We start from the raw sequence: 12,806 nt of genomic DNA on the forward strand, positions 1-12,806 counted from the left end.
GCTGTCAGGTTCGAAAGGGCTTGGCGACGGGGGCTGGCGCCGGCGACAGGCGCTCATTGCCCGATACGCCGCGGGGCGTCATAATGTAGCCCCTTTTTTGTTCCCCTACATGTGGAAGGTTACCGTGACTCAGAAGCCCGACCAGTGTCTTGGTGAGTGGATCGATCGTGAAGCCCTGGCTGAAGCGATGATCCCGCTTATCGGTCAGCTCTACCGCAACAACAACGTGGTGAGCTCGATCTATGGCCGCAGCCTGATCAACCGTTCGGTTATCTCGATCCTCAAAGCACACCGCTTTGCCCGTCACCGTCAGACCGACGAGACCGAGCTGTCCGTCCACGAGACATTCCCACTGCTCAAGGCCATGAGCGAGCTGAAGCTGGGCGCCGCCTCGGTGGACCTGGGCAAGCTGGCCAACAAGTTCAAGGTCGAAGGCAATGGCCGCAGCGCCGAGCAGTTCGTCCGTGACGAACTGGCCGACGTCGTGGGTCAGCAGAACGCTTCCGCACGCAAGGGCACCGACGTCGTGCTGTACGGCTTCGGCCGCATCGGCCGCCTGCTGGCGCGTATCCTGATCGAGAAGACCGGTGGCGGCGACGGCCTGCGCCTGCGCGCCATCGTTGTGCGCAAGGGCGCCGAGAACGACCTGGTCAAGCGCGCCAGCCTGCTGCGCCGCGACTCGGTGCACGGTCCGTTCGACGGCACCATCGTCATCGATGAAGCCAACAACACCATCACTGCCAACGGCAACCTGATCCAGGTGATCTACGCCAAGAGCCCGAGCGAAGTCGACTACACCCAGTACGGCATCAACGATGCGCTGATCGTCGACAACACCGGTGTCTGGCGTGACGCCGACGGCCTCGGCCAGCACCTGGCCTGCCCGGGCGCCGCCCGCGTGATCCTCACCGCGCCTGGCAAGGGCGCGCTGAAGAACATCGTGCACGGCATCAACCACGGCGACATCAGCGCCGACGACAAGATCATCTCGGCGGCGTCCTGCACCACCAACGCCATCGTGCCGGTGCTCAAGGCCATCAACGACCAGTACGGCATCGTCAACGGCCACGTCGAAACCGTTCACTCGTTCACCAACGACCAGAACCTGATCGACAACTTCCACAAGGGCAGCCGCCGTGGTCGCGCCGCGCCGCTGAACATGGTCATCACCGAGACCGGTGCCGCGACCGCCGCCGCCAAGGCCCTGCCAGTGCTCAAGGGCAAGCTGACCGGCAACGCGATCCGTGTGCCGACGCCGAACGTGTCGATGGCCATTCTCAACCTGAACCTCGAGAAGGCCACCAGCCGCGAGGAGCTGAACGAGTACCTGCGCCAGACCGCCATGCACTCCGAGCTGCACAAGCAGATCGACTACGTCAGCTCCCAGGAAGTGGTATCGACCGACTTCGTCGGTTCGCGCCACGCCGGTGTGGTCGACGCCGAGGCGACCATCTGCAATGACAACCGTGTTGTCCTGTACGTCTGGTACGACAACGAATTCGGTTACAGCTGCCAGGTGGTGCGCGTGATGGAAGACATGGCCGGTGTGAACCCGCCAGCGTTTCCACGCTGATCCGCTTGTAATGCGTTGAGAAAACGGGAACCTTCGGGTTCCCGTTTTTTTTCGCCTGGCCTCAGCGCGGGGCAGTCCTGACACTTGAGATCTAAAGATTGCGTGCGCTTTTAATCTGCATCCTCATCCTGATGTCCGCCTGCAAGCCAACCCCGACCCTCGAGCGCTTCGGCGGCCCGACTATGGGCAGCAGCTACAGCATCCAGTACGTGCGCCAGCCAGGCGGCCCGGCACCGGAGCAGGTGCAGGCGGCGGTCGAAAGCATCCTGCAGGCGATCGACGCGCATTACTCCACCTACCGCGGCGACTCCATCGTCAGCCGTTTCAACCAGTTGCCGGCCAACCAGTGCCTGCCCATCGATGCCGACATGCTGGAACTGGTTACTTTCGGCCAGCACCTGGCCGAACAGAGCCAGGGTGCCTTTGATCTTTCCGTCGAACCGCTACTCGACCTCTGGGGCTTCGGCCCGCAGGCCCGCGAAATGCAGGTGCCGGAGCCGCAGGCGCTGGCCAGGGCGCGCCTGCGCGTGGGTTACCGCCACTTGCGCCTTGAGGGCGAGGCCCTGTGCAAGGACGCCGCCGTCGAGCTGGATTTCAACAGCATCGCCGCCGGCCACGCCGTCGACCTGATCGCCCAGCGCCTGCGCGCCATGGGCATCGACAACTTTCTTGCCGAGGCCACCGGTGAGTTGAAGGCCGTGGGCCGCAAGCCCGATGGCAGCGCCTGGCGGGTGGCCCTGGAACTGCCGCGCGAGGATCGCCAGATCGCCCGCCAGGTCATCGACGTGCAGGACCTGGCCGTGTCGACCTCGGGTGACTACCGGCATTATTTCGAGGACAATGGCCGGCGCTATTCACACACCTTCGACGCCCGCCTCGGGCGCCCGGTCGCCCACGACCTGGCGGCGGTGACGGTGCTCGACGCTTCGGCGCTGCTGGCCGACGGCTACTCGACCCTGTTGTTGATCCTCGGGCCGCAGCAGGGCTGGGATTTCGCCATCGCCCACGGTATCGCCGCAGTGCTGGTGACCCGGGTCGAGGGTGGTTTCGTCTCTCGTTCCACGCCGGCCTTCGAGCAGCGGGTGAAAGGCAAGTGAAAGGCAAGCCACGGATGATCGAAGCCAGGGAAACGGTGAAACGACATGTAGTGCAGGCAATAATGGCCTACGACGCGACCAAGGGTTAATGTGCGCGGCGTTCACGCTTGATTAGACTGCACCCGAATTTTCTCATGGCGCCCCGGCGACATGATCGCGCCCCGCGGCCATCCGGCCGGCGGGCCAGTTCTGAAGGAGTACGCATGGCTGTCTACAACTACGACGTAGTGGTGCTGGGTTCCGGCCCGGCCGGAGAGGGCGCGGCAATGAACGCCGCCAAAGCAGGGCGCAAGGTGGCCATGGTCGACAGCCGTCGCCAGGTCGGTGGCAACTGCACCCACCTGGGCACCATCCCGTCCAAGGCGCTGCGTCACTCCGTGCGGCAGATCATGCAGTTCAACACCAACCCGATGTTCCGCGCCATCGGCGAACCTCGCTGGTTCTCCTTCCCCGATGTGCTCAAGAGCGCCGAGAAGGTTATCAGCAAGCAGGTCGCCTCGCGCACCGGCTACTACGCGCGCAACCGCGTCGATGTGTTCGTCGGCACCGGCAGCTTCGCCGATGAGCAGACCGTCGAAGTGGTCTGCCCCAACGGCGTGGTCGAGAAGCTCAACGCCAAGCACATCATCATCGCCACCGGCTCGCGCCCATACCGCCCGGCCGACATCGACTTCCACCACCCGCGCGTCTATGACAGCGACACCATCCTCAGCCTCAGTCATACCCCACGTAAGCTGATCGTCTACGGCGCCGGGGTGATCGGTTGCGAATACGCCTCGATCTTCAGCGGCCTGGGTGTGCTGGTGGAACTGGTCGACAACCGCGGCCAGCTGCTGAGCTTCCTGGATTCGGAGATTTCCCAGGCGCTGAGCTACCACTTCAGCAACAACAACATCACCGTGCGCCACAACGAGGAGTATGACCGTGTCGAGGGCCTGGACAACGGGGTGATCCTGCACCTGAAGTCGGGCAAGAAGATCAAGGCCGACGCCTTGCTGTGGTGCAATGGCCGTACCGGCAACACCGACAAGCTGGGCCTGGAGAACATCGGTATCAAGGTCAACAGCCGTGGCCAGATCGAGGTCGACGAGACCTACCGCACCAGCGTGCCGAACATCTACGGTGCCGGTGACGTGATCGGTTGGCCAAGCCTGGCCAGCGCCGCCCATGACCAGGGCCGTTCGGCGGCCGGCAGCATCGTCGACAACGGCAGCTGGCGCTTCGTCAACGACGTGCCGACCGGCATCTACACCATTCCGGAGATCAGCTCGATCGGCAAGAACGAGCAGGAACTGACCCAGGCCAAGGTGCCCTACGAAGTGGGCAAGGCCTTCTTCAAGAGCATGGCTCGCGCACAGATCGCCGGCGAGCCGCAAGGCATGCTGAAGATCCTGTTCCACCGCGAGACCCTGGAAGTCCTCGGCGTGCACTGCTTCGGCTACCAGGCCTCGGAGATCGTCCACATCGGCCAGGCGGTGATGAACCAGCCGGGCGAGCAGAACAACCTGAAATACTTCGTCAACACCACCTTCAACTACCCGACCATGGCCGAGGCCTATCGGGTAGCCGCCTATGATGGTCTGAACCGGCTTTTTTGAGCGGCTCCGACCGGTGGCCTGAGCCGGTCGGGGAGACCGATTTCAGCCCTACCCGAGGGTGGTCCTGGCCAAACCGGGAAAGTCTGTAATCAGGCTGTCCACGCCAAAGTCAGCGAGCCGGCGCATCAGTGCCGGTTCGTTGACCGTCCACACCGACACGTGCAAACCCTGGCGCTGCGCCTTGATCAGGCGCTCGGGGGTGCACAGCGTCCAGTTCAACGCCAGCATCTCGCAGCCGTAGTTCTGCGCGACCTTCAACGGGTCGAGCCAGGCATACTCGGCGACCAGCCCGCGCTTCACATCCGGCACCAGTTCCTGGGCGGCGCCGAGCACTTCCCGTGAGCTCGAGGTGATGGTCACCTTGTCCAGCAGGCCGTGCTGCAGGGCCAGTTCGCGGATCGCCAGCACCGTGCTGGCGGCGCGGGTGCGCGAGGCGCTCTTGACCTCCAGTTGCCAATGCTCGAACGGGCACTTCGCGAACAGTTCCTCGAGCCGTGGGATGTGGCAGGGCTGTACATGGCCCGGGCCTCCCTTGCGGGCGTCGTAGGTCACCAGCTCGGCGGCGGTGTGCTCGACCACCTTGCCGCGCCGGCCGGTGGTGCGCTTGAGGCTCGGGTCGTGGATCACCATCAGCTCGTTGTCGGCCGACAGGTGCAGGTCGAGTTCGCAGCGGTCCACGCCATGGGACAGGCACTGGCGGAAACTCTGCAGGGTGTTCTCGGGTGCTTCGCCCTTGGCGCCGCGGTGGCCATAGATCAGGGTCACGTTCGTTCCTTCAAATCAGGGAAAAAGGGCTTATGCGTCCGGCTCGTTCTGCTCCAGCGCCTGGCGCCGTTGCTGTTGCTGGCGCTGCAGGATGTAGCGGGCCAGGAGCTGGCGCTGGGCGTCGGTCATGTCGATGAATTCGGTGCCAACCTCGAAGTCGCCGTCCGGGCGCGGGTCGCAATGGGTGACCCGCCCGCGCAGCAACAGGCCATGGGCACGGGGCATCAGCACCATCTTCACCTTGACCCGGGTGCCGGGCGCGATCTTCTGCGCCTGGGCGAACTCGATGCCGCCTTCGGAGATGATCACCGGCATCGGCTGGCCGATTTCGCCGATCAAGGTTTGCGCGACCACGGCGCTCAGCAGGTCGAGGCGTTTGTTCTGGGCGCGCAGGAACGCGGCCAGGGTGCGGTCCTTCTCGCTCAACTGGCGCAGCAGGTGTTGCGACTCGAAGTCCGACAGGTGCAGTTCGCTGAGCAGGTTGAACAGCTCCGAATCATCCTGCAACAGTTCTGTCTCAAGGGCTTCGGCCGCGCTGAGGGGGCTGATTTGAAGTGCGATCCGATCTTCGATGCGGTAGTATTCGCGGCGATCTTCTTCGTCTAATGTCGTCATGGCGAACCCAAGGTTACGGCGGTGGTCCGAGTGTAAAGCCGCCGTAGGCGCCTCGCCACAAGGACGTTCCCTTTCATCCGAACAAGCCCCGACATGTTCAGACCTCTATTCGTATTCATTGGTACGCGCTACACCCGTGCCAAGCGCCGCAATCACTTCGTCTCGTTCATTTCGCTCACCTCGATGATCGGCCTCGCCCTGGGCGTGGTGGTGATGATCGTGGTGCTGTCGGTGATGAACGGGTTCGACCACGAGATGCGTACCCGCGTGCTGGGTATGATCCCCCACGCCACGTTGGAGACCGGTCAGCCGATCGACGACTGGCAGGCCCTCGCCTCTAAAGTAAAGCAGAATCCGCAGGTGCTGGCGGTCGCGCCCTTCACCCAGATGCAGGGCCTGCTGACCCATGAGGGCAAGGTGCAGAAGGTGCTGCTCAACGGCATCGACCCGGCCCGCGAGCGCGAGGTGTCGATCATCGACAAGTTCGTCCTCGACGGCAGCCTCGACAAGCTGGCGCCGGGCGAGTGGGGCATCATGATCGGCGACAAGGCGGCGCAGAAGCTGGGCGTGGCCATCGGCGACAAGCTGACCTTTGTCGCCCCCGAGGTGAGCGTGACTCCGGCGGGCATGTTCCCGCGCATGAAGCGCTTCACCGTGGTCGGCACCTTCCATGTCGGTGCCGGCGAGATCGACGGCTACCTGGGCCTGACCAACATTGCCGACCTGTCGCGCCTGCATCGCTGGAAGGCCGACCAGGTCCAGGGCGTGCGCCTGAAGTTCGACGACCTGTTCCAGGCCCCTCGCGCCACCTGGGCAATCGCCCAGCAGTTGGGCGAGCAGGAGTACTACCCGCGGGACTGGACCCGCACCCATGGCAACCTGTACCAGGCAATCCGCATGGAGAAATCCATGATCGGCCTGCTGCTGCTGCTGATCGTCGCGGTGGCGGCGTTCAACATCATTTCCACCCTGGTGATGGTGGTCAACGACAAGCGCGGCGACATCGCCATCCTGCGCACCCTGGGTGCCACGCCCGGGCAGATCATGGCCATCTTCATGGTCCAGGGCACGGTGATCGGCGTGGTCGGCACGCTGATCGGCGCGGTGCTGGGCATCCTCGGCGCGCTCAACGTGAGCGCGGCCATCGCCGGCATCGAAGCCCTGATCGGGCACAAGTTCCTCAATGCCGACGTGTACTTCATCGATTACCTGCCGTCGCAGATCCAGGCCCAGGACGTGTACATGGTCTGCGGTGCGGCGCTGGTGCTGAGTTTCTTCGCCACCCTGTACCCGGCCTGGCGCGCCTCGCGCACCCAGCCTGCAGAGGCGCTACGTTATGAGTGAGTCGCGCATGAGTGATAAAGCCGTGTTGAGCTGCCGCAACCTGGGCAAGAGCTACGAGGAAGGCCCGGAGTCGGTGCAGGTGTTGTCAGGGTTGAACCTCGAACTGCACCCGGGCGAGCGGGTGGCCATCGTCGGCAGCTCGGGTTCGGGCAAGAGTACCCTGCTCAACCTGCTGGGCGGTCTCGACACGCCGACGCAGGGCAGTGTCTGGCTGGCCGGCGAAGAGCTGTCGGCACTGGGCGAGCGGGCCCGCGGCCTGCTGCGCAATCGCGCGCTGGGCTTCGTCTACCAGTTCCACCACCTGCTGGCAGAGTTCACCGCCCTGGAGAACGCCTGCATGCCGCTGCTGATCGGCAAGACCCCGATCAGCGAGGCCCGCGAGCGCGCCGAGGCGCTGCTCAAGCGCGTCGGCCTGGGCCACCGCCTCAATCACAAGCCGGCCGAGCTGTCCGGTGGTGAGCGCCAGCGCGTGGCGATTGCCCGCGCCCTGGTCAACCGCCCCGGCCTGGTGATGCTCGACGAGCCCACCGGCAACCTCGACCACCACACTGCCCAGGGCATCCAGGAGCTGATGCGCGAGTTGTCGACCCACTCGCAGACCGCCTTCCTGGTAGTGACCCACGACCTCAACCTGGCGCGCCAGATGGACCGTGTGCTGAGCCTGGAAGACGGGCACCTGGTGGCGATCTGAGTCGCTTGCGCGGGGCCCCGTGAGGCGGCCCCGGTTCTTTTTCTACTTGGGTGTTCCCGTTCATGTTCAGACCCTTGTCCTTGTTCATCGGTGCCCGTTACACCCGTGCCAAGCGCCGCAACCACTTCATCTCGTTCATCTCCATGACCTCGATGATCGGCCTGTCGCTCGGCGTGCTGGCCATGATCACGGTGTTGTCGGTGATGAACGGCTTCCAGCGCGAGATGAGTTCGCGGGTGCTTGGCCTGGTGCCACACGCTGCGATCCTCGGCGCGCAGCCGTTGGACGACTGGCGCACGGTCGCCGCCGCCGCCGAAGGCAATCCGGCGGTGATGGCTGCCGCGCCGATCACCGAGATGGAAGGCATGCTCTCGTACAAGGGGGCGATGCAGCCGATCCAGGTCGCCGGCATCGATCCGACCGAGGAAGGCAAAGTCTCCATCGTCACCCAGCACATCGTCCAGGGCAGCTTGCAGGCATTGGTGCCGGGCGAGTATGGCGTGGTCATCGGTGAATTGACGGCGCGGCGTTTTCGCCTGAACACCGGTGACAAGCTGACCCTTATCGTCCCGGAGATCAGCAAGGAACCGGGCGGCATCACTCCGCGCATGCAGCGCCTGACCGTGGTCGGCATCTTCAAGGTGGGGGCCGAACTGGATGGCTCGCAGGCCTACATTCACGTCGCCGATGCCGGCGAAATGCAGCGCTGGGCACCGGGCCAGGTGCAGGGCGTGCGCCTGAAGCTGCATGACCTGTATGCCGCGCCACAAGTGTCCAAGGCCATCGCTGCGGGCCTGGGCGAAGGCTACCGCGCCGATGACTGGTCGCACACCCAGGGCAGCCTGTTCAGCGCGATGAAGATGGAAAAGACCATGATCGGCCTGCTGCTGATGATGATCATCGCCGTGGCCGCGTTCAACATCATCGCCACCCTGGTGATGGTGGTGAACGACAAGGGCGCGGACATCGCCATCCTGCGTACCATCGGCGCCACGCCGGCGCAGATCATGGGCACCTTCATGGTCCAGGGCAGCTTGATCGGCATCGTCGGCACCTTGCTTGGCGGGGTGCTGGGAGTGATCCTGGCGCTGAACGTCAGCGCGGTGGTCGGTTGGCTCGAGCGAGTCAGCGGCCAGCATATCTTCACCTCCGACATCTATTTCATCAGCAGCCTGCCGTCGGAGTTGCAATGGGGCGATGTGGCGATCATCTGCGTGGCGGGGTTGGTGATGAGCTTCCTGGCGACGATCTACCCGGCCTACCGCGCCTCGCAGATCGAGCCGGCCATGGCGTTGCGTTACGAGTAAGGCATGGCGCCCCTTTCGCCGGCAAGCCGGCTCCCACAAAGTACAGGCTTGCAAGAGCCCTGTGGGAGCTGGCTTGCCAGCGATGGGCTGTGTAGCAGCCCCTATTCGGACAACTCGATCACAAACCGCGTCCAGCCATCCGCGCACTCTGCCCTGATGCGTCCCCCATGTGCCTGCACGATCGAACGGGTGATCGCCAGCCCCAACCCCGCATGCTCGCTGCTGCCTTCCTGGCGCGCCGGATCCGCCCGGTAGAAGCGGTCGAACAATCGCTCAAGCAGTTGCGGCGCAATCGCCGGCCCGGTGTTGGCCACCACGATGCGCAGCCCAGGCTGCAGGCTTACCCGGATCTCCCCACCGGCGGGGGTGAAGCGCAGGGCGTTGTCCAGCAAGTTCGATAGCGCCCGGCGCAGCATGTGCCGGTCGCCCTTGGCATGGGCCTGGCCCTCACGCAACAAATGCACCTCGGCGTCCTCGGCCAGCGGCGCGTAGTACTCCAGCAACGCATCGGCCTCCGTTGCCAGGTCCAGCGCCTGGCGGCTGGGCATCAGCAGGCCGTGGTCGGCCTTGGCCAGGTAGAGCATGTCGTTGACCAGCTGGGCCATCCATTGCAGCTCCTCGAGGTTGCCGTGCAGGGCCTCGCGATACTCCTCCAGGCTGCGCGGGCGGGTGAGGGTGACCTGGGTGTGGGTCAGCAGGTTGGACAGCGGCGTACGCAGCTCGTGGGCGATGTCGGCGGAGAACGCCGACAGGCGCTGAAACGCGTCGTCCAGGCGCTGCAGCATGGCGTTGACCGTGCCGGCCAGCTCGGCCAGTTCCTCGGGCATCTCGGCGGCCGGCAAGCGCGTGGTCAGCGAGCCGGCGGTGACGCTGGCGGCCACCTTGCCCATCTGCCGCAGCGGTTTCAGGCCGCGGCGTACGGCCCAGGCGCCGAGCAGCGCGGTGGCCAGCGCCGACAGGCCGACGGTGAGCCAGATCAACCGCTGCATGCCTTGTAGGAAGTGCTGGTGGTGGGTGATGTCGAGGAACAGGGTCAGTTGTGGCGAAGCAGGCTGGCCGTCGATCAGTGGCGCGCTGAGGCTGCGGTAATCGACCCCGTGGCTGTGCAGCGTGGCCAGGCCGGTAGGGGTGGGGGCCTGCGGCAGCTCGCCCCGGCTGGCGAACCACGGCTCGCCGTCGGCGCCGCGCACACGCAAGGCCAGGTCGGACTGGTGACTCAGCTCGTTGAGCAGCGCCGGCAGACGCGTGGCCAGTTGCTCCTGGGTGGCGACACCGGCAAGCAGGCTGCTCATCAGCGAAAGCCGGCCACTGAGCAGTTGCTGGTCGAGTTCGACGAAATGCTGCTCGCTGGCGCGGTTGAACAGCAGGCCGGCGCCCAGCGACACGGCGGCGGTGCAGGCGGCGAACAGCAGCGCCAGGCGGCTGCCCAGGGACAGGCGGCGCATCAGTCGTGGCGCTCTTCGAGCACGTAGCCCATGCCGCGCACAGTGTGGATCAGCTTGGTGGCATGGCTGTCGTCGATCTTCAGGCGCAAGCGGCGGATGGCCACCTCGATGACGTTGGTGTCGCTGTCGAAATTCATGTCCCACACCTGCGAGGCGATCAGCGACTTGGGCAGCACCTCGCCCTGGCGGCGCAGCAGCAGTTCGAGCAGGGCGAACTCCTTGGCGGTCAGGTCGATGCGCTGGCCGTCGCGCTCGGCGCGGCGGCGAATCAGGTCCAGGCGCAGGTCGGCCAGGGCCAGGCAGGTATCCTGGCTGGCACTGGCGCCACGGCGCAGCAGGCTGCGTACACGGGCCAGCAGTTCGGAGAAGGCGAAGGGTTTGACCAGGTAGTCGTCGGCGCCCAGCTCCAGGCCGTGCACGCGGTCCTCGACGGCATCGCGGGCGGTGAGGAACAGCACCGGGGTGTCCAGCCCGGCCTGGCGCACCGCCTGGAGGATCTGCCAGCCGTTGCGCCCCGGCAGCATCACGTCGAGGATCAGCAGGTCGTGGTCGCCGCTCAGGGCCAGGTGCTGGCCGGTGTCGCCGTCGCTGGCCAGTTCGGTGGCGAAGCCGGCCTCGCTCAGGCCCTGGCTCAGGTACTGGCCGGTCTTGGCCTGGTCTTCGACGATCAGCAGTTTCATGTGTTTACCAACGGTTCGGGCCAACGTGATGCCGAAATGATACGTGACGATCTGGCGGTCTGCCCAAGCTGACAAAGTTGTAATCTTCCCGTCAGCCAGCTGCCAGCCAGCCTTTTCGACAATGGTGCCATCTTCGCTGCATTGATCTGGAGTCATCCATGAAACACCTGTTGCTCACCGCCGCGCTTGCCCTGACCAGCCTGCCCACCTTCGCTGGCGAAGCCAAACCCTTCGCTTTCGGCGAGCCGGCGCCGGCAGCCAAGGCCACCCGCACTGTCGAGGTGGTGCTCAAGGACATCGCCTTCGAACCCAAGAGCATCAAGGTCAAGGCCGGCGAAACCGTACGTTTCGTGCTGGTCAATGAAGGTAAGCTGCCCCACGAGTTCAACCTGGGCGACAAGGCCATGCACGCCGAGCATCAAAAGGAAATGGTCGCCATGCAAGGCAAGATCTTTACCGCCGGCATGAATCACGAAGGCATGGATCATGGCCAGATGGATCACAGCCAGATGATGGGCGGCGGCCATGGCCACGACACCGGCAACACCGTGCTGGTGCAGCCTGGCCAGCGCGCGGAGCTGACCTGGACCTTCCGCAAATCGGCGCCCATCGAGTTCGCCTGCAACGTACCGGGCCATTACCAGGCGGGCATGGTCGGGCCGCTGACCATCGAGTGACAACGGCTCCAAGGCGGGAGGCAAAACCGGTAGACTAGGGGCAATTTCGAACCTTCAGGTCAGTTTCCATGCATCCCGCCGCCGAACACTCCCCGCTGGGCAAGTCCAGCGAATACGTCGCCACCTACACCCCCTCGCTGCTGTTCCCCATCCCGCGCCTGGCCAAGTGGGCCGAGTTGGGTGTCAGTGGCGACGCGCTGCCGTGGCAGGGTGTGGATTTCTGGAACTGCTTCGAGCTGTCCTGGCTGCTGCCTTCGGGCAAGCCGGTGGTGGCCATCGGCGAGTTCGCCATCCCCTGCGACTCGCCGAACATCATCGAGTCTAAGTCCTTCAAGCTGTACCTCAACTCGCTGAACCAGACCGTGTTTGCCTCGGTGGCCGAGTTGCAGGCGTGCCTGGTAAAAGACCTGTCCGCCGCTGCGGGCAAGCCGGTCGCGGTCAAGGTCAGCACCCTGGCCGAGGTCGAAGGCCAAGGCGTGACTGCCCTGCCTGGCCAGTGCATCGATGCGCTGGATGTGAGCATCAGCAATTACGAGCAGCCGCAGCCTGAATTGCTGCGCTGCGCGGCGGATCGCGTGGTGGAAGAGACCGTGCACAGCCACCTGCTCAAATCCAACTGCCCGGTTACCGGCCAGCCGGACTGGGGCAGCGTGGTGGTGGAATACAAGGGGCGGGCGCTGGACCATGCCAGCCTGCTGACCTACCTGATCAGCTTCCGCCAGCATGCCGATTTCCACGAGCAGTGCGTGGAGCGGATCTACCTGGACCTGAAGAACCTGCTCAAGCCTGAGCGCCTGACGGTGTATGCACGGTATGTGCGCCGGGGTGGGCTGGATATCAACCCGTACCGCAGCACCGGGGCGATCAACCCACAGAACCTGCGGTTGGTGCGGCAGTAATGTAACCGGGCCGCGAAGCGGCCCATCGCCGGCAAGCCGGCTCCCACAGAGAGCAGATTGGCGCAATCCCTGTGGGAGCCGGCTTGCCGGCGATGGGCTGCAACGCAGCCCCGTT

Annotated in this window: 12 protein-coding genes; 8 read left to right on the forward strand and 4 right to left on the reverse strand. The window is 64.8% G+C overall.

Annotated elements, in window-relative coordinates:
- Window positions 1-109 precede the first annotated feature (109 nt).
- From KHO27_RS04960 to sthA, 3 genes are all read left to right on the forward strand, one after another.
- The gene (locus tag KHO27_RS04960; RefSeq protein WP_110698730.1) at window positions 110-1,573 is read left to right on the forward strand and encodes a glyceraldehyde-3-phosphate dehydrogenase; all 1,464 of its coding nucleotides are present in this window, start codon (window positions 110-112) and stop codon (window positions 1,571-1,573) included.
- 131 nt (window positions 1,574-1,704) lie between these two features.
- Entirely contained in the window at window positions 1,705-2,670 is a 966-nt protein-coding gene (locus tag KHO27_RS04965) for an FAD:protein FMN transferase (protein ID WP_371926872.1), read from the forward strand.
- Between the two features lie 203 nt (window positions 2,671-2,873).
- Complete coding sequence (gene sthA / locus KHO27_RS04970; protein WP_023631920.1) at window positions 2,874-4,268, forward strand: Si-specific NAD(P)(+) transhydrogenase; 1,395 nt, start codon at window positions 2,874-2,876, stop codon at window positions 4,266-4,268.
- 48 nt (window positions 4,269-4,316) lie between these two features.
- On the opposite strand, the gene KHO27_RS04975 is transcribed toward sthA, so the two are convergent.
- Window positions 4,317-5,033, reverse strand: a complete 717-nt coding sequence (locus tag KHO27_RS04975; protein WP_214501293.1) for a glycerophosphodiester phosphodiesterase — start codon at window positions 5,031-5,033, stop codon at window positions 4,317-4,319.
- 30 nt (window positions 5,034-5,063) lie between these two features.
- Window positions 5,064-5,648, reverse strand: coding sequence for a PilZ domain-containing protein (locus KHO27_RS04980; RefSeq protein ID WP_102683159.1), 585 nt, complete (start codon window positions 5,646-5,648; stop codon window positions 5,064-5,066).
- A 93-nt stretch (window positions 5,649-5,741) separates the two neighbouring features.
- Here KHO27_RS04980 and KHO27_RS04985 point away from each other — a divergent pair, with 93 nt between their 5' ends.
- From KHO27_RS04985 to KHO27_RS04995, 3 genes are all read left to right on the forward strand, one after another.
- Window positions 5,742-6,992, forward strand: coding sequence for a lipoprotein-releasing ABC transporter permease subunit (locus KHO27_RS04985; RefSeq protein WP_046856390.1), 1,251 nt, complete (start codon window positions 5,742-5,744; stop codon window positions 6,990-6,992).
- A gap of 7 nt (window positions 6,993-6,999) precedes the next feature.
- Window positions 7,000-7,683 carry a lipoprotein-releasing ABC transporter ATP-binding protein LolD gene (gene lolD, locus KHO27_RS04990; protein WP_172670900.1) on the forward strand — a complete coding sequence of 228 codons (684 nt, stop codon included), beginning with the start codon at window positions 7,000-7,002 and terminating at the stop codon, window positions 7,681-7,683.
- A gap of 62 nt (window positions 7,684-7,745) precedes the next feature.
- Window positions 7,746-8,990, forward strand: coding sequence for a lipoprotein-releasing ABC transporter permease subunit (locus KHO27_RS04995; RefSeq protein WP_102683170.1), 1,245 nt, complete (start codon window positions 7,746-7,748; stop codon window positions 8,988-8,990).
- A 101-nt stretch (window positions 8,991-9,091) separates the two neighbouring features.
- Here KHO27_RS04995 and KHO27_RS05000 read toward each other — a convergent pair whose 3' ends face one another.
- Together KHO27_RS05000 and KHO27_RS05005 are read right to left on the reverse strand one after the other, a co-directional pair.
- Entirely contained in the window at window positions 9,092-10,438 is a 1,347-nt protein-coding gene (locus KHO27_RS05000) for a heavy metal sensor histidine kinase (RefSeq protein WP_214501965.1), read from the reverse strand.
- Window positions 10,435-11,115 carry a heavy metal response regulator transcription factor gene (locus tag KHO27_RS05005; protein ID WP_214501294.1) on the reverse strand — a complete coding sequence of 227 codons (681 nt, stop codon included), beginning with the start codon at window positions 11,113-11,115 and terminating at the stop codon, window positions 10,435-10,437. Before KHO27_RS05005 ends, KHO27_RS05000 begins: the two co-directional genes overlap by 4 nt.
- A gap of 158 nt (window positions 11,116-11,273) precedes the next feature.
- On the opposite strand from KHO27_RS05005, the gene KHO27_RS05010 reads away from it, so the two are divergent.
- Both KHO27_RS05010 and queF read left to right on the forward strand, forming a co-directional pair.
- Window positions 11,274-11,792, forward strand: a complete 519-nt coding sequence (locus KHO27_RS05010; protein WP_111532759.1) for a cupredoxin domain-containing protein — start codon at window positions 11,274-11,276, stop codon at window positions 11,790-11,792.
- Window positions 11,793-11,860: 68 nt separating this feature from the next.
- Window positions 11,861-12,691, forward strand: coding sequence for an NADPH-dependent 7-cyano-7-deazaguanine reductase QueF (queF, locus tag KHO27_RS05015; RefSeq protein WP_214501295.1), 831 nt, complete (start codon window positions 11,861-11,863; stop codon window positions 12,689-12,691).
- Window positions 12,692-12,806 lie beyond the last annotated feature (115 nt).

It is taken from the genome of Pseudomonas sp. RC3H12 (genome assembly GCF_018596375.1).
In the GTDB taxonomy this organism is placed as follows: domain Bacteria; phylum Pseudomonadota; class Gammaproteobacteria; order Pseudomonadales; family Pseudomonadaceae; genus Aquipseudomonas.

Excerpts from the sequence above, each read along its gene's own strand:
- KHO27_RS04960 (WP_110698730.1), top strand. The coding sequence starts at position 110 with ATGTGGAAGGTTACCGTGACTCAGAAGCCCGACCAGTGTCTTGGTGAG.
- KHO27_RS04965 (WP_371926872.1), top strand. The coding sequence starts at position 1,705 with ATGTCCGCCTGCAAGCCAACCCCGACCCTCGAGCGCTTCGGCGGCCCG.
- sthA (WP_023631920.1), top strand. The coding sequence starts at position 2,874 with ATGGCTGTCTACAACTACGACGTAGTGGTGCTGGGTTCCGGCCCGGCC.
- KHO27_RS04980 (WP_102683159.1), bottom strand. The coding sequence starts at position 5,648 with ATGACGACATTAGACGAAGAAGATCGCCGCGAATACTACCGCATCGAA.
- KHO27_RS04985 (WP_046856390.1), top strand. The coding sequence starts at position 5,742 with ATGTTCAGACCTCTATTCGTATTCATTGGTACGCGCTACACCCGTGCC.
- lolD (WP_172670900.1), top strand. The coding sequence starts at position 7,000 with ATGAGTGATAAAGCCGTGTTGAGCTGCCGCAACCTGGGCAAGAGCTAC.
- KHO27_RS04995 (WP_102683170.1), top strand. The coding sequence starts at position 7,746 with ATGTTCAGACCCTTGTCCTTGTTCATCGGTGCCCGTTACACCCGTGCC.
- KHO27_RS05005 (WP_214501294.1), bottom strand. The coding sequence starts at position 11,115 with ATGAAACTGCTGATCGTCGAAGACCAGGCCAAGACCGGCCAGTACCTG.
- KHO27_RS05010 (WP_111532759.1), top strand. The coding sequence starts at position 11,274 with ATGAAACACCTGTTGCTCACCGCCGCGCTTGCCCTGACCAGCCTGCCC.
- queF (WP_214501295.1), top strand. The coding sequence starts at position 11,861 with ATGCATCCCGCCGCCGAACACTCCCCGCTGGGCAAGTCCAGCGAATAC.